Here is a 15,933-nt window from a genome sequence, read left to right as displayed (position 1 = left end):
GGTAGAGGTCGTTGGTTCGAATCCGATTACGCCTACCAGATTCGAAAAGCCCCAATCTTAAGATTGGGGCTTTTTTTTGTCCGTGAAATATAGGCTGTAGCGGAAAAGGAAACTATACGTCGATGCAAATTTCCTCTTTTCTCACTTTCAGCAAACGTCATCAAAAAACGTGTGTGCCCAAATTGTGCCTAAGTTGTGCCTGCTCTCTATTTAGCATTCCTTCCAGAGTAGCACTTTTGACCTCTACCCTGAATCATCTAAAGCGCTCTCAAGATTAATTTACTTCTCTTTATCTAGCGACTCGTTAGGTACATAAGTAAATAAATCACCTACTTCAATATCTAGTGCCTCACAAATTTTATCCATAGTGTCAAAATCTATTCTTGAAGTCTGTTCGTTATAGATCTTGTGCATTGTCGACTTACTAATTCCTGTCATTCTTATTATATCTGCCACCTTCATACGTCGTTCAGCTAGTAGCACTGGTAAATTACATAAAATCATTAATAATTCCTTAATAGACTAAAAAAGTACTTGCATCAACTAACTATAGCTAGTAAAGTACTTCTATCGAATAACAAATTACTTTCATAGAATTATTTGTTATTTCGATAAAACAACCTGGTTATTTAATTGGCTTACAAGGAATTTATTATGTCACATACCTACCTAACTACCCAAGAGCTTTCTGAGCTCATCAAATATAACCCTCGTACTATCCGTAATGAGCTAAAGGATAGTGTGCTTATCGAGGGTATTCATTATATACGCCCGTTCGGTGGTCGTAAGATTTTGTACATTTGGGAAGAGATTGAAAAAGATATGCGCACTGGTATCGCCGGTAGCATCAATGCCATGGCACTACAATAAGGAGAAATAGGATGGCTAGTATCAGAAGGCGCAAAGGGAGCAATATGCTATTTGTCGATTTTTATTATATGGGTATACGCTGTCGGGAGAGGACAAACCTGACAGACACACCAGCGAATCGCAAGAAGCTTGATAAGGTGGTTGAGAAAATGAAAGCAGAAATCATCTTAGGACTGTTCAATTACGCTAAGTACTTTCCAAAAAGTGACAAAGCGGCACAGATGGTAGCGTTAAACGATCGCAAGGAATGTATTAATACCGATACGCCCTCTTTTGAACAGTTTGCAGAATTATGGTTCTCTGAAAAAGAAATTGAATGGCGCGATACCTATAAGCGCAAAATAAAGGAGATTATTGATATGTACTTGATTGCTAAGTTTGGGACTAAACCCATTCATCTCATAAAAAAGACAGATGTATTAGCCTTCCGTTCATCGCTCGCCAAAGTAACGTACGGAAAAGCTAACAAACATCTGTCAGCGGCACGCATCAATTCGATAATGGTACCTTTAGGTATGATACTAAAAGAAGCAGCTAAACGCTATAAATTTGATAATCCTTACTACGATATCAATGCGCTCAAACAGCCTAAAACGGATATTCAACCATTCACACTAGATGAGGTTTGGAAATTTATTAATGGTGTAAGAGCAGACTATCGCAATTATTATCTGGTACGTTTTTTTACAGGGATGCGTACGAGTGAGATTGATGGGTTGACGTGGGAGAACATTGACTTTAATCGACGTGAGATTGTGATCAAACAAGCTTATGTCAAAGGCAAAATTGTTCCTCCTAAGACTCAAGAGTCTTACCGTGCAATCCAAATGTCACCTTGGGTCTACGATGCTCTGAAGCAACAGCAGACCATCACTTATAAGCGATCTGACTATGTATTTTGCGCGCATACGGGTGAGCCACTTGACTACAACAACGTGAATAAACGTGTTTGGCACCCTACTCTTAAGATTTTGGGTCTGAAGAAGCGTAATGCTTATCAGTCTCGTCATACCGCAGCAACGCTATGGTTGGCTGCTGGCGAAAGTCCTGAGTGGATTGCCAGTCAAATGGGACACTCTACAACTAAGATGCTATTCAACACATATAGCCGTTACGTACCGAATATGACTCGGCAGGATGGTAGTGCATTTGAAGCATTGGTCAATCGCAGTCAGATTGCTCAGGTATCTACCGATAAGGGACCTCACAATGAAAATGATTGATTACGATATATTGCATGCGACGTTTAAACCTAGTGGCTATGTCAGTAATGGCGCAGATAATATTGCTAACTACCTCATTTGTGAGCTCTATATTCAGTCAGGTACTGGTTTGGCTAGGTTCCTAAGTATTGATAGTTGCTTTGATAATCATACGGCGCTGCGCATATGGGTACAGAAGCGCTTAGAAACTAATCTCGACTATGTCTTTGATGATATGTGTAGTCAGCTACAGAGTGAGCTCTACGAGCTACTACCACAAACTGGCTATGGATACTAAGGAGGGTATTATGAGCATGAACTTCGTCTTTGATTCAGCTCTCGATGATACAGCAAAGCGTTTGTGCCATGAGTATTGGTCCTATGTGTCGCCCAGTGATTATATAGCGCATTTAGAACTGCTTTGTTATGAACACAACACGGAGACTGATGTTTTATTTGCTACACTTGCAAAATGTCAGGTTTATTTAGATGACGTACACTGTGAATACTGTGGTCGTCCCTATCAATTAGATGTCCCAGCAGATATTCCTCATGCAAGGAGATTGAACTCTTGGTTTTGTGAGGGGTGTATTAGCTTTTCTGGTGGACAGTTTGTCCTAGGTAGGTAAATCTTGAAATAGTTAGAATCAAAAAAACAAAAAAGCCTCAGCTCAAAGTTGGGGCTTTTTCAATTTAGTCAGTTCAGCTATATTTTAGCTAAAATTTTTATCAGATTACACTTTACAGACTACACTAGCTTCTTTAGCCTTATCATAGACCCCGTAAGCATCTAGTCCTAAAGACTCCACATCATCAAGATATTTCTTTGTACCTTTTTCAAGTGGGCCTTTCCAATCTGGGTCATTGAGTGGGTCTAGGATATCGACAACTTCGTCTCCTTGATCGATAGCTGCTTGTAGCTGCGTTGAATAAGTCTTATCCCACATGGCCCCTACTTTCTTGCTAAGTGCCATACCTGAATTGTCATCAATAACTTGTTTCAAGTCCTCTGGCAGACCTTCATACTTAGCTTTATTCATAGTTACCATTAAAGCAGAACTATAAAATGGCATATTAGTATGATACTTCGTCAACTCATTTAGTTTGAAAGTCTCCATAGCTTCCCACGGAAAGCTTAATCCATCAACTACACCACGCTGTAAAGAAGTATATATATCATTGGCAGGTAGCCCCACAGGAGAAGCTCCCATACTTTCGATGATATCACCTGCAACTGCTGAAGGCCTACGAATACGCATACCTCTCATATCCTCAGGAGTTCTGATCAATTTATTAGTACTGTGCAAGGTTCCAGGTCCTGTGGCAAACATAAAGAGCAAGTGAGAATCTTTATACTCGTCAGCAATCGTACCATTGTCATACAAGGTTTGCAGCATACAGCCTGTTTGTGTTGATGAGTTAGATAATCCTGGAAGCTCTGCAATCTGAGATAATGGGAATCGACCACTTGTATAACCTTGTACTTGTGAGCCAATATCAATGGTTCCTTTTACAGCAGACTCATAAGCTGTATCCGCTTTACTAATAGTGGCCGAAGGATATACCTCAACTTTAAGACGCCCGCCCGAATCAGCTTCGATTTTTTTTGCCCAAGGTTCAAAAATCTCTTTATTAATATCAGATGTTGCAGGATAGAAATGTGAGAAACGTAAAACAGTGGTCTCTTGTGAAGAAGTCGTACCATTACTAGATTGGTTTGAACAACCTAAAAGGCTCATCGCGGCTAGCACACTTATCGGAAAAATGGGTGCTAATTTCATTATCAATTCCTTTTGATAGTAGTCATAAGTTCATTAATTTAACTTATGTTTTTATAGTATTTGACAGGTAAGTTAAATACACCATTAGTAGTGGTTATAAATAATTAGGTCAATATATACTTAACGTACAACTGAAATTAGCAACTAAAGTGATAGCTGTCAAATCATTTAATGACTATTCTCTAATGTTTATGATAATGTAATACCTTACAAACATCGGCTAGTTAAGCATGCTGATAAATTCAGATATTGCTTGCTTTTATGGTACCTAGAATTTTTTAATACGTTTTTTTGCAGCTCACTGCACACTGCTCTTGTAAAAATGTATTGAAAGTAAAAATGTTAATAAGGTAAGTAGTTACCTAATACGCTTGAAAAGCATTGACGCCTTATAAGAGTCTAATCAATACAAAAGCACTCTTACTTTTGCATCGTTTGTTCTCAACAAGTGAGTATATATATACAAGGAAGAATAAAATGACAGGGATTGAATTTTATACTAATGGTCATATTGTCAGCGAAGCTGACAGCATGCGCCAAAAGCTAGGTGTTTTAGCAAAACAATATTCTGCAACATCAGCCATCATTATTACAGATGCTGGTATCTCCGAACTAGGCTATGTCGATATCGCCCAGCAATCCTTACAGGAAGCCGGTGTTAATGTCGTTGTGTTCGATAGTGTCGTTGCAGACCCGCCCATTGAAATTGTTGAAAGCGCTATTGATCGTGCAAGAGACAATCAATGTGACTTGATCATTGGCTTAGGTGGCGGAAGCTCTATTGATACAGCGAAGATTGTCGCTTTGTATCCAAATGACTTTCAGTCCGTTAACGATATTTTAGATAGAGATATTAGTGGTTTCAAAAAGCTGCCGCTATTTGCCATACCGACTACTGCTGGTACGGGCGCAGAGTCTACCTTTGTCTCCGTGATTACCTCAAAAGATGGCAGTAAAAAAGCCATTTATACTCCTAAAATCCTACCTGACGTCGCCATTTTAGATGCAACATTAACACTAAAATTACCCCGTCATATCACTGCAGCAACTGCGCTTGATGCCATGGTGCATTGTATTGAAGCCTATACCAGTCGCACTAAAAAGAATCCTATTTCAGATGCACTAGCCCTAAAAGGCTTACAGATGCTTTGGAATAATTTTGAAAAAGTGTTAAACCAAGGTGACGATATTGATGCTCGTGCCGATATGCTGTTAGGTTCCACACTGGCAGGCATCGCCTTCGTCAATGCCTCTGTAGCCGCTGTTCACGGGCTCTCCTACCCTCTTAGTATTAACTTCCACATTCCACATGGACATGCTAATGCACTCGTCATGTGTGGTGTTTTCACATTTAACTTATCAGAAGCTGCTCCTCTATACGCAGAGCTTGCTCGTGCTGTCATGCCTACTCAGACAGCTGGAATGACAGATTTAGACGCAGCGACTTCATTTATTAGTCAACTAAAAATGTTTTTGGAAAACAGTGGTCTTAAATACCGTTTGAGTGAATTGGATATTACAAAGAACGATATTCCTGCCTTAGCCGACATAGTTATCAATACCTATGCACGACTAATCGCGACCAATCCCAAAGATATGACTTTAGAGGAAGTCACTGCAATATATGAAGAAATAGCCTGATAAGAAATATTGTTTAAATAATTTTGTCTATCAATCAAGGAAGATGATTATGTCGAAATATAAAATAGAAGTTGCTGTTGATGGCTTTCACTATTTAGAAGGACCTCGCTGGTATCAAAATGCGCTATGGTTTGTCGATTTCTATACTCAAGGCGTTTATCGAGTTAACAATGAAGGAGTAGCAGAGAAAATCATCCATGTTGAACAGCAACCTTCCGGTTTAGGATGGTTGCCTGATGGGCGCTTGCTGGTTGTGTCGATGAAAGACCGCAAAGTCTTACGACTAGAAAATGATGGTAACTTGGTCGTTCACGCTGATATTTGGGAGCATTGCGGTGGTCATGCAAATGACATGGTGGTTTCAGCCAATGGTAATGCTTATGTCGGCAACTTTGGTTTTGATTTGATGGGTGGCGCTGACCATGAAAACACAGGGCTTGTGTTGGTTAAGCCTGATGGAAGCTCACAGGTTGTCGCTGAAGGATTGGCATTTCCAAATGGGATGGTTATCTCTGCAGATCAGAAAACATTGATCGTTAACGAGCTATTTGGTAATAAAGTCACGCAGTTTGATATCAAGGAGGATGGTAGCCTCGGAGAAAAGCGTGACTTTGCTAATTTTGGAGAATTAGGTGATGAGCCAAATCTTGGTCTACGTATAGAAAATGCTAGCATATTACCTGATGGTTTGACCTTGGATGCCGAGGGTGCTGTGTGGATCGCAGATACCATAAATCAGCGAGCGGTACGCATAGCAGAGGGTGGTGAAATTTTAGAAACTATCGATACTGCACCTGATGGTATCTTTGCGGTTACTCTTGGTGGACAAGATGGTAAGACACTATTTATGTGCGCGGCTCCAGACTGGGATGAGGCCTCTCGCAAGGCAGAAACTAAAGGACGTATGTTAGCTGTGCAAGTTAAGGTGGGGCATGCAGGTACGCCATAGTTAAAAAGCATCTCAGAACTGGACTTAAAATAACCCATCTGATATGGGTTATTTTAGTTGATAGCTAGCTACTTTTTTGAAGGTGGTTTTCATGCTAATTATGATAAAGGTGTTATGACTCACTCATTCAAATACAGCTCAGCCATCTCATCAAGCCTCGCTTTTACCTCTTTCCAGTTCGGCATTACTTGCGTTAGTAGCCGCCAAAATTTTTCGCTATGATTATGCTCAGCGATATGGCAGAGCTCATGTAGTATCACGTAGTCAATGCACTCCTTTGGTGCTTTTACCAAATGCGGATTAAGTATTAGATTGCCTTTAGTAGAGCAGCTACCCCATTGTTTTTTCATTAACATTAGTCTCAATGAAGGACTATTTTTTACCCATGAGGCCTTATTTATCAAGGCTTCAAGCCTCTCTCTAGAGATTGACCTGAATTTATTTTTGTACCAATGATCAATTAGGCTTTTTACGATAGCAGTTCGTTCTTCAATATTTAGTTTAGAATCACTTTGAGACAATTCTACGTTTAACTTACCGCGACTGAGCTTCACAGTGCTATGTATTACATCGGCAGTTTCTATATTGGTTATCACTTTTAGTACATAACGACGGCCTAGATAAAACTGGGTTTCACCGCTAACATAACGTTTGGGTAATACATGATCTTGTTGCTTGGCAAAGTCCTGTAGGCTTTGCCATATCCAGCGAGCACGTTTCAACATAGCATCATAAATCATCTCATCGGTAGCATCGACAGGTGCGGTCGCAACCACACGCTGATCAGGATGTACTTTGATGACTACTTTTCGAGGTTTGCTTGGTTTGGTCTCATCGGTAATTAGCTCATCGCTTTCAGGCTGGTTTATCTTTGCCTTATAAGTTATTTCTTTACGCACAACTTCATAGTCAATTTTATCTTGACCATAATAAAACACACCATTCTCAGTCATTGCCTACTACCCTCTTGCTACTCTTATGCTACTTGTCTCTTGAAAGTCCAAGACGGGTAATCTTTAGTACTTCCTCAATGAGCTGTTGCGCTTTATCGATACCCAAATCCATAAATAACATCGGCAGCAATTTGACACTAATAGCATTTTCGATCTCTGCTGGATTAATAGAATACTCAGCCACTGCTGTCTTAACGATATTATCAATCTCAAAGGCGTAAGCGACTAGCTTCTCGTTATTTAGCTCTTTATCTATCAAGAAATCAGTATCAAATAAATGCTTAAACAAACCAAAGTACGCCTGAGCATGTTTGTTCAATTTACCACTATCATCGATAAACTCATTTGGTACATCAGCGACATCACGGTCTTTGACGGCTTGCTCAAAGTCAGCAAACATCATGTATTGCTTCACTGGCGCATCGAACATTGCCTTGGCATCCGCAATCGCTTGCTTAAGCAATTTAGAAAAATACTCTTGGGCATAAGGATCATCAGCCAAATCTTGCTCAATCATCTTAGTAACACGACCAGTGATTTTATCGGTTTGGTTACGTGCTTCATCATCACTCATCGCTTCAGGCTTAACATCCTTACCTAAATTATCGACTAGGTAAACGCCCTTTGCCTCGCGAACTTCAAGCCCTGCGATGTGCTTATCAAGTAAGCTTCGAATATCCGCTTCATACTCATCATAATCGACAGTCTCATCAGCATCTTCGCGTACTTGCTTACGTAGATTGATAAAGGCTTTTAGATCTTGTTTATAACGATCACGTTTACTATCGAATGATTTATCTTCAAAAAAAGACGCTGACTGCAACGCAATTTTCATGGCGTTAGAAAACTCGGTCAAAGCCGCATAGAAATCATCACGTTCTTTAAGCTTGGTATCGACTACTCTACCATCGACTTCCTGCATTTTTGGTGCAAGCACTTGTCTTAACGCTTGCCCATCCTGTTTATTCTTCACCGATGAGAATATCGCCCACAGCTCGCTATGTAGTCTTGGTAGCTGCTTATACTCAGTATCCATCGCGTTATACAAACCTTTGAGGTCTTCGATATCAAAGCCACCTTGCGTACGTTCTGCTAAGTCTTGGTATTTCTCAATGGTGATATCCAGCTCTTTTAAGATGCCGCGATAATCAATCAAATAACCAAAGCGTTTTTTCTCATGCAAGCGGTTTACCCGTGCAATCGCCTGAATCAGGTTGTGCTGCTTTAAGGGCTTATCGATATACAGTACGGTGTTTTTTGGCTCATCAAAGCCCGTTAGTAGCTTATCGACAACGATTATAATATCAGGACCATCATCCTGACTAAAAGCTTCTATGATGGCTTTGGTATATGCCTTTTCATCACCGCCATACTGATTGGCGACATTGGCTTGCCACCAGTTCTGAACGATGTCTTTTGATTCGCCATCGACAGTATCATGCCCCTCACGGCTATCAGGTGGCGACATGGCAACCACTGAGGTCACTTTGCCAATCTTATCTAACGCCATTTTATAGCGGATAGCTGAGGCTTTAGAGTCACAGGCCAGTTGACCTTTAAGGTGCTGCTGTTTAAAGTTTTGGAAGTGATCAGAGATGTCATGAGCAATCAGCTCAATACGACCTTCAACCTGATAGATTTGACCTTTTTGGGAGAACTTACGTTTGAGGTCAGTTTTTTGATCATCAGTGAGCTTTTGGGTAATACGATCAAACCATGCATCGATGGCTTGATCGTTGGTATTCAGCTCAGGGATACGCTCTTCGTAGAGCAATGGGGTGACGGTTTTATCTTTTACCGCTTGCTGCATGGTGTAAGAGTGAATGATGCTACCGAATTTATTCTCAGTCTTATCATCCTTAAGTAACGGCGTACCCGTAAAGGCGATAAAGGCAGCATTTGGCAGGGCTTGTGCCATGCGAATATTGTTCTCACCGTTTTGGCTACGGTGACCTTCATCGACCATGACGATGATATTGGGGCTGTCGTTATAGCACTCATCATACTTAACGGCTGAGCCAAACTTATTAATAATTGAGAAAATAACACGCTCATTACCCTGCCCAATCTGCTGCGCTAGACGGCGACCAGAGGTTGCCATCGCATCTGTTTTGTCGCGATCACTAAGCACACCACCAGAAGCAAAGGTTTTACTAAGCTGAGTTTCAAGATCAACACGGTCGGTGACGACAATAACACGGCACTTCGCGAGCTCTTCTAACCAAATGAGCGCCTTAGAGAAAAACACCATAGTAAAAGATTTACCACTGCCTGTAGTATGCCAAATCACTCCACCCTCACGACTGCCCTTCTCGTCAAAGGTGCTAATACGTTCAATCAAGGCTTTGATACCAAAAACTTGCTGATAACGAGCAACAATTTTGCCAGCCTTTTTATCAAACAAGGTAAACATACGCGTCATTTCAAGCAAACGCTCAGGCTGTAATAAGCTAATGATAAGGCGGTCTTGATCGGTGACGACTAGATCACCGCCATCAATCAATGATTTATATTCCTCTTTAATAAAGGCAGGACGATGGGCAAATAGATTCTCAATCTGCTCAGGACTGAGCGCTTGATTTTTTAGACGGGCAAACTCAGGCTCAGAGATCTCTTCTTCGACCCATTTTGCCCAAAACTTCTCAGGCGTACCGCAGGTGGCATACAGACCGTCATTACCATTGACCGCTAGTAATAATTGGCTATAGGCAAATAGATGCGGGATTTGTTTTTGACCTTGGTTACGGATGTGCTGGGAGACGGCTTGCGTGTTGGTTGATTGCCACTCTCTACTCGAGTCAGGACGTTTGGCTTCAATCACTGCCAACGGTAGACCATTTACGAAGCAGACGATATCAGGAATGATATTACCTGTCCCTTCAGCATTCTGTACTACCAGCTCTTCGGTAAAGTGAAAGCTATTATTATCGATATGATTCCAATCTATCAAGCTGATGGTTTGCGAGGTTTTTTTACCATCGATAAACTCAGTCACCGTCACGCCATATAGCATGGCGTTATAGAGCTTTTCATTAGCGAGCTGCAAGCCTAAGTTCATAGCTGGGTTTAGCTCATGCATGATTTTATCAATGGCACTATCTGATAAATAATGCGGTGTGCCTTCAAACATAAAGGTTTGCTTGGCTAAAAACGCACGCATGATCGGCAATAAGACGACTTGATTAGTCGCTTTACTTGCAGCCATCTTTGAGCGCATGGCGTTGCATTGATTGGGCGAAATAAACTCGTAGCCCAGCGTGCTAAGCAAGGTTAAGGCAGGGATTTTTGAGCTAAATTCTTCTGCGAAGTTGATGCTTGATTTAATCATTGATTTTTACTCTCGCAATATTGGATATAGCTCAATTCAATATCATTTTCTATAGGTGAAAAATCAGGTAATAGAACTATTTCATGTTCAGTAGTAATCTCTACAATCCAAGCAATATCAGTATTCTTAACTTTAGCTTTAACTACTACTCTATTACTTTTATCAAAGTCACCATAAATAAAAGCAAATCTTTTAGCAGTATCTAAGTCTGAAGTCCACGGTTGTCTGAAGTCCTTACTATTATATTCATCTAAGTAGCAGCCCCTATACAAAATAAATTCTGATGGTTCATTTAGATAACTAGCTAGTGGCTTTGAAATTACTACTACTGGAAACCAATAGCCCTCAGATCGGCTATGGTGTTTATACATCCTTTTGAGTAAGTCTATCTTGCTACTCTGCAATTCATTAAACAACTTAAAGCAATCAAACATCGCATCCATAAATTCATTTTGTTCATGAGTACCATCTTCATAAAAACTAACATCTTCGTTAAATGAAGAAGATTCTTTTGAAACTCTTAGCATGTCAACAAGTAATCTATTTGCTGTTGCCTTAAAGCTGTCATCAAAACTATCGTACTTGTTAAAGAAATGCTCCATCTCAATCTGCATCTCGTTTTTTAAGCAATCTAGTACTGACGGCGGAAGCTCAACTTTACTCATTCGGCACTACCCCTAAACAAAGAAAAACCGCCAATGTCGCTCGTCACCCAAAGGGCGCTAAGCTTGGCGGTTATGTTGGATATATTTTACATGTGAACAACTTTGGAGCTTATCTAAAGAGATTTGCAATTGCTTTTAAAATTAGTAAACCAATAGAAAATACAACGACTAAACCTGAGCCAGTAATGACCAACACAATCAACGCACCCATAAAAAACCTTTTTCTTTAGTCTAGACATCAAATAAACGAGCTAATAGATAAAAAACATCCTATCAAGCACGATAATTTGGATTTGTCTGAGTCCAGCCTGTATCCCTGTTCACGCTAGTATCACCATCGCCATCTACCCAAATAACATCTCCATTTGGCAATACCCTTTCATGAGGTGAAACGTCATGTACGTTATAGTTTTCAATTTGGGTACTGTCAGCAGTCATAGAGCTGTCGGCTGCTACTAAGCTCTCTGTTCCAGAAGTATCAACGCCATCTACCGCATCTACTATACCAATGGCAATAGTGGAGACAGCCACAACTTTTGCTAAGCTTCTGCCTGATGTTTTTACTTTGTCCCAGTCACGCTCAAGCAAACCATCTGCGGTATCAATAGTATCTCCTAAAATTTGGCCAGCCGCCATTAGTAGTTGATCACCCACGTTTTTCGTTGTTTTTCCTAATTCCGAAAAACCTTTATCACGTCGAGCACTATCGCTGTCAAAAGCGCCAATACCTACCTCAGCTATGCCGTCAGCTACATTGCCAAGAATATTTCCTGTGTTTTTCATTGAGCCATCAACGGCCTCTCCAATTTCTTGAATGAAGTCATTGTTTACGAATTTTCCTGCGGCTTTGACACTACCGCCAAGCACAAAACCAGCGCCCTCTCCTAAGCCTTTCCCTAGATTTTTTAAAAAAGACATGTCTCATTACTCAAATTATGTTTAAAAAAACATATTAACAATAACTAACATATTTTACTAGAGTATATTTTATATTAATAATATAGCAACAAACTAGCAAATAGCTGGGCGATACTATTTGCAAAAGTTAACCTTCCCCATCAACCACCACCCGCTTCTTGCCCGTCAACAACACCTGCATCAGCGCCTTTTTCTCTTGCTGCAAATCAGCCAATTGCTGCTCAAGCAACTCAATCTCTTTATCGGCAGTGGTTAACACGGTGGCGATTTTTTGTTGTTCAGATAATGTGGGTACTGGTAACTTGATATTTTTTAAGTCTTTCCAGTAAATTGCCGCAACGCTAGTACTTCCAGCAGACAGAGAGCTAATTAAAGACTTTCCTTTGCCATATGTCAGATACAAGCACATGAAATCGGTATTAATATTTTGATTAAAAGTTATCCTATTTATATTATTATCGAACGTTGCTTGTACTTTCTGCTCTTTCCAAACAGCTGATTTCCCAACTAATTCAGGAGTGTTTCTCGTATTAAATAAGAAGTCACCACTTTTAAGAATAAGACTTTCATCTACTTTAGACTTAGGTAGAGTCTCTAATTTGTCAAAACTAAATCCGCCCCAAGTTAAATTACCCATTTTTATAAGGGGAATAGTACTTATCTCTTCTACATCTTTCGTTCTTTCACTAGTACCAAGTTGGGTTTTAGTTACAACATCTTCTAGCTTAAGCCTTTCCCACTCACCCCCAAACCGCTGACCTTCATCATCAAGCAACCGCTTTTTACCTGTCAGTAATCGCTGCATCAAGGCTTTTTTTTGCTGGCTACTATTGTCAATAAGACGCTCGGTCGCGCTAATCGCTTTATCCCAAGTTGATAGAATTTTAGCGATTTTTTGTTGTTCTGGGAGAGGTGGGACAGGTACTTTGAATGATTTTATTTGCTCAAAATTTAACCCTTGTCTATTCCCACCTGCTTGGCATTGCTCGATTTGCTTTTGACCTTGAAAAGATAGCAAAAAACTCTTTAAATATTCTGAATTTAATTCTTCAGAACGTATAATACAAACATGTTGATTTACGTTTGCTTCATCAATATCTGACACTGCTACTCGTCCAATAGATGCACCTGTAATATTTAACAATACATCGTTTTTACAAACGAAACTTCCTTTCATTTTATTGTGTTGTTTATCATCAATATAAGCAACGTCAGATAAATCTAATTTTCCCCAAAGAACATTTTGACTTCTAATAAGAGGAACTCCTGAAGACTTATAGCTATTGCTACCGCCTTTAGGAGTAACACCACTTCCAACTTTGTTTGTTACGTTACCAAGACTTTCAATACTCCATCCCTTAGGCACCATAACCCAACTCCTTTAAAAACCCTGCCATCTCAGTCTCTAGACTTTCTAATTCAGCTTTTAACTCAAGACGCTCAGCACGCACCGCATCTAGATCAATCTCCGACTCTTCCTCAAACGTATCGACATAGCGTGGAATGTTTAGATTAAAGTCATTTTCTTTAATTTCATCAAAGCTGGCTAGATACGCATATTTATCGACGCTTTCTCGCGCTTTATACGTCTCAATGATTTTAGCAATATTGTCTTCAGTCAGCTGGTTTTGGTTTTTACCTGATTTGAACTCATTGCTGGCATCGATAAATAACACCGTGTCATCAGTTTTGTTCTTTTTAAATAGCAGAATAGCGGCTGGAATCCCCGTACCAAAGAAAAGCTTTTCAGGTAAACCAATCACCGTATCGAGCAAGTTTTCTTCGATAAGCTGCTGACGGATTTTGCCTTCACTAGACGCACGGAACAGCACGCCATGCGGTACGACCACACCCATACGTCCAGTGCTTGGCTTAAGCGTTTCGATCATATGACTGATAAAGGCATAGTCGCCCTTGGTCTTGGGCGGTACACCGCGATGGAAGCGACCATAGGGATCGCTGCTAGCATCGTCATGACCCCATTTATCCAGTGAAAACGGTGGATTGGCGGTCACCACATCGAACTGTAATAAGTGCTTGCCGTCCTTGTCGAGTAGCAGCGGATTACGGATGGTATCGCCCCACTCGATACGGTGGTTATCCTCACCATGCAAAAACATATTCATTTTGGCCAGTGCCCATGTCGAGCCAATGGCTTCTTGACCGTATAGCGCATACTTCTTAGAGTTTGAGTTTTTGCGTACCATCGCCCCACACTTGATGAGCAGCGAGCCTGAACCACAGGCTGGATCACATATCTCGTCACCTTCGACAGGCGCGAGGATAGTCGCTAGTAAGTTAGACACTTCGGGCGGCGTATAGAACTCACCAGCCGTTGCCCCACTACTAGCAGCAAAGTGTTTGATTAAAAACTCATAGGCATTACCAATCACATCAAGGCTACCGACACGCTCAACGCTTAGGTTAAGAATGTCTTTACCAAAATCTTCTAACAGATGGCGTAGTAGCTCGTTCTTTTGCTTTTCTTGACCGAGTTTATCGGTGTTAAAGCTAATGTCTTGGAAGACGTTTTTGAGCTTAGTACCATTGGCTTCTTCAATGGCATGAAGCGCCTCATCGATGCGCTGACCATTGCCCGGCTGATGACGCTGCTCATACAAGTCCCAAAAGCTTGCGCCTTCAGGCAATACAAAACGCTGCTTGGACATCATGGCATGGATCAGTTCTGGGTTGTCGCCGAACTGCTCGACCAGCTTGTTGTACTCATCGCGATAGACGTCAGACAAGTACTTAAGGAACAGCATGGTTAAGATAAAGTCTTTATATGTATCGGCGCTGATGACTCCGCGAAACGTGTCACAGGCATTCCATACGGCTTTATTGATGTCGTCTTGATTGATTTGGCTAATACTATTAAGTGTGCTGGTGGGCATTGGTTATTCCTTAACGCGCTGGAAAATTGCTGGTTATTATAGTGGTGTAATGATAGCAGGGTCCAAGAGAATTGGCAGATGTCATTGCTGAAAAATTCGATTACATCAATTGTATAAGGGTACTAAACATTATCGCACAGTGGACTAATAATATAGTTGAGGTCAACTTTTATTTGATAGTAAACAAGAACGGCAAGCAATGTCTCAATTGCTTGCCGTAGGTTATTAGGATAGGGATTAGTAAAATATCTGAGAGTTTCACTAAAGCTAATTAGCTTTAATTAAATCTATCAGCTTCCTTTATATTGTAGCCGAACTTCTTACCGGCCTTTTCCGTTTCTCCGTCATAGTTATGACATGCTTGTAAATACAGAACAGTGTTAGGATACTCTGCGCCTGGTATCCAACTATTCTCACCCACGCCAAGGGGTAAAATACTACCTTCAACGTTGGACTTATTTGCTAAATTGGGTCTCTTTAGAGAGCAATTGACATATATCGTATAAAACTCATGATCCTATGTCGTTTTCTTTGCATCCCAACCTTTGTAACCACTTACTGCTTTAAGCTTCAACTGTGTATAGCCCGGTTTCTGTTTCACAATCTCAGACTTCATTATTCTTGTTACGGTACATGGATCATGATAACAAGATGAGGTGTAATGGACATTATTCATGCTGGCGTAGGGTCTAACGCTATATACTGTCTATATTTGCAAGGAATCAAAGCCAT

14 protein-coding genes are annotated in these 15,933 nt (G+C 40.6%); 6 read left to right on the top strand and 8 right to left on the bottom strand.

The genetic code is table 11. From position 1 onward, the window contains the following. Positions 1–279: 279 nt before the first annotated feature. On the bottom strand, positions 280–504 hold the full coding sequence (locus tag I3254_RS03735) for a helix-turn-helix transcriptional regulator (RefSeq protein WP_238051263.1): 225 nt from the start codon (positions 502–504) through the stop codon (positions 280–282). Positions 505–654: 150 nt separating this feature from the next. Here I3254_RS03735 and I3254_RS03730 point away from each other — a divergent pair, with 150 nt between their 5' ends. Genes I3254_RS03730 through I3254_RS03715 form a run of 4 tightly spaced genes read left to right on the top strand, consistent with a single transcriptional unit; the run spans position 655 to position 2,701 of the window. After that, the gene (locus I3254_RS03730; RefSeq protein WP_045447035.1) at positions 655–870 is read left to right on the top strand and encodes a hypothetical protein; all 216 of its coding nucleotides are present in this window, start codon (positions 655–657) and stop codon (positions 868–870) included. An 11-nt stretch (positions 871–881) separates the two neighbouring features. Beyond that, a complete protein-coding gene (locus tag I3254_RS03725) occupies positions 882–2,093 on the top strand; it encodes a DUF3596 domain-containing protein (protein WP_238051261.1) in 1,212 nt (403 codons plus the stop codon). Next, positions 2,080–2,370, top strand: a complete 291-nt coding sequence (locus tag I3254_RS03720; protein ID WP_238051260.1) for a hypothetical protein — start codon at positions 2,080–2,082, stop codon at positions 2,368–2,370. Before I3254_RS03725 ends, I3254_RS03720 begins: the two co-directional genes overlap by 14 nt. Before the next feature lie 10 nt (positions 2,371–2,380). Beyond that, on the top strand, positions 2,381–2,701 hold the full coding sequence (locus tag I3254_RS03715) for a hypothetical protein (protein WP_238051259.1): 321 nt from the start codon (positions 2,381–2,383) through the stop codon (positions 2,699–2,701). Between the two features lie 105 nt (positions 2,702–2,806). Here I3254_RS03715 and I3254_RS03710 read toward each other — a convergent pair whose 3' ends face one another. Beyond that, complete coding sequence (locus I3254_RS03710) at positions 2,807–3,853, bottom strand: TRAP transporter substrate-binding protein (protein ID WP_238051258.1); 1,047 nt, start codon at positions 3,851–3,853, stop codon at positions 2,807–2,809. A 477-nt stretch (positions 3,854–4,330) separates the two neighbouring features. On the opposite strand from I3254_RS03710, the gene I3254_RS03705 reads away from it, so the two are divergent. Together I3254_RS03705 and I3254_RS03700 are read left to right on the top strand one after the other, a co-directional pair. Next, a complete protein-coding gene (locus I3254_RS03705; protein WP_238051257.1) occupies positions 4,331–5,494 on the top strand; it encodes an iron-containing alcohol dehydrogenase in 1,164 nt (387 codons plus the stop codon). Positions 5,495–5,543: 49 nt separating this feature from the next. Next, positions 5,544–6,443 (top strand): SMP-30/gluconolactonase/LRE family protein, encoded by a 900-nt coding sequence (locus I3254_RS03700; protein WP_238051256.1) that lies wholly within the window; start codon positions 5,544–5,546, stop codon positions 6,441–6,443. A 119-nt stretch (positions 6,444–6,562) separates the two neighbouring features. Here the strand turns inward: I3254_RS03700 and I3254_RS03695 are convergent, their stop codons facing one another. From I3254_RS03695 to I3254_RS03670, 6 genes are all read right to left on the bottom strand, one after another. Then, the gene (locus I3254_RS03695) at positions 6,563–7,396 is read right to left on the bottom strand and encodes a SprT family zinc-dependent metalloprotease (protein WP_238051255.1); all 834 of its coding nucleotides are present in this window, start codon (positions 7,394–7,396) and stop codon (positions 6,563–6,565) included. 28 nt (positions 7,397–7,424) lie between these two features. Then, entirely contained in the window at positions 7,425–10,724 is a 3,300-nt protein-coding gene (locus I3254_RS03690; RefSeq protein ID WP_238051253.1) for an HsdR family type I site-specific deoxyribonuclease, read from the bottom strand. Next, positions 10,721–11,389 (bottom strand): hypothetical protein, encoded by a 669-nt coding sequence (locus tag I3254_RS03685; protein ID WP_238051251.1) that lies wholly within the window; start codon positions 11,387–11,389, stop codon positions 10,721–10,723. The genes I3254_RS03690 and I3254_RS03685 overlap by 4 nt, the downstream gene beginning before the upstream one ends. A 273-nt stretch (positions 11,390–11,662) precedes the next feature. Further along, a complete protein-coding gene (locus I3254_RS03680; protein ID WP_238051248.1) occupies positions 11,663–12,307 on the bottom strand; it encodes a hypothetical protein in 645 nt (214 codons plus the stop codon). 127 nt (positions 12,308–12,434) lie between these two features. After that, complete coding sequence (locus I3254_RS03675; RefSeq protein WP_238051245.1) at positions 12,435–13,676, bottom strand: restriction endonuclease subunit S; 1,242 nt, start codon at positions 13,674–13,676, stop codon at positions 12,435–12,437. Then, positions 13,666–15,201 (bottom strand): type I restriction-modification system subunit M, encoded by a 1,536-nt coding sequence (locus tag I3254_RS03670; RefSeq protein ID WP_238051242.1) that lies wholly within the window; start codon positions 15,199–15,201, stop codon positions 13,666–13,668. The genes I3254_RS03675 and I3254_RS03670 overlap by 11 nt, the downstream gene beginning before the upstream one ends. Positions 15,202–15,933: the final 732 nt, after the last annotated feature.

The sequence above is a fragment of the Psychrobacter sp. Ps2 genome (assembly GCF_022129405.1).
In the GTDB taxonomy this organism is placed as follows: domain Bacteria; phylum Pseudomonadota; class Gammaproteobacteria; order Pseudomonadales; family Moraxellaceae; genus Psychrobacter.
Note: the sequence above shows the minus strand (reverse complement) of the source record. Positions and strands in the feature narration are given on the sequence as shown.

Excerpts from the sequence above, each read along its gene's own strand:
- I3254_RS03675 (WP_238051245.1), bottom strand. The coding sequence starts at position 13,676 with ATGGTGCCTAAGGGATGGAGTATTGAAAGTCTTGGTAACGTAACAAAC.
- I3254_RS03680 (WP_238051248.1), bottom strand. The coding sequence starts at position 12,307 with ATGTCTTTTTTAAAAAATCTAGGGAAAGGCTTAGGAGAGGGCGCTGGT.
- I3254_RS03670 (WP_238051242.1), bottom strand. The coding sequence starts at position 15,201 with ATGCCCACCAGCACACTTAATAGTATTAGCCAAATCAATCAAGACGAC.
- I3254_RS03710 (WP_238051258.1), bottom strand. The coding sequence starts at position 3,853 with ATGAAATTAGCACCCATTTTTCCGATAAGTGTGCTAGCCGCGATGAGC.
- I3254_RS03725 (WP_238051261.1), top strand. The coding sequence starts at position 882 with ATGGCTAGTATCAGAAGGCGCAAAGGGAGCAATATGCTATTTGTCGAT.
- I3254_RS03720 (WP_238051260.1), top strand. The coding sequence starts at position 2,080 with ATGAAAATGATTGATTACGATATATTGCATGCGACGTTTAAACCTAGT.
- I3254_RS03685 (WP_238051251.1), bottom strand. The coding sequence starts at position 11,389 with ATGAGTAAAGTTGAGCTTCCGCCGTCAGTACTAGATTGCTTAAAAAAC.
- I3254_RS03690 (WP_238051253.1), bottom strand. The coding sequence starts at position 10,724 with ATGATTAAATCAAGCATCAACTTCGCAGAAGAATTTAGCTCAAAAATC.
- I3254_RS03700 (WP_238051256.1), top strand. The coding sequence starts at position 5,544 with ATGTCGAAATATAAAATAGAAGTTGCTGTTGATGGCTTTCACTATTTA.
- I3254_RS03705 (WP_238051257.1), top strand. The coding sequence starts at position 4,331 with ATGACAGGGATTGAATTTTATACTAATGGTCATATTGTCAGCGAAGCT.
- I3254_RS03730 (WP_045447035.1), top strand. The coding sequence starts at position 655 with ATGTCACATACCTACCTAACTACCCAAGAGCTTTCTGAGCTCATCAAA.
- I3254_RS03695 (WP_238051255.1), bottom strand. The coding sequence starts at position 7,396 with ATGACTGAGAATGGTGTGTTTTATTATGGTCAAGATAAAATTGACTAT.
- I3254_RS03735 (WP_238051263.1), bottom strand. The coding sequence starts at position 504 with ATGATTTTATGTAATTTACCAGTGCTACTAGCTGAACGACGTATGAAG.
- I3254_RS03715 (WP_238051259.1), top strand. The coding sequence starts at position 2,381 with ATGAGCATGAACTTCGTCTTTGATTCAGCTCTCGATGATACAGCAAAG.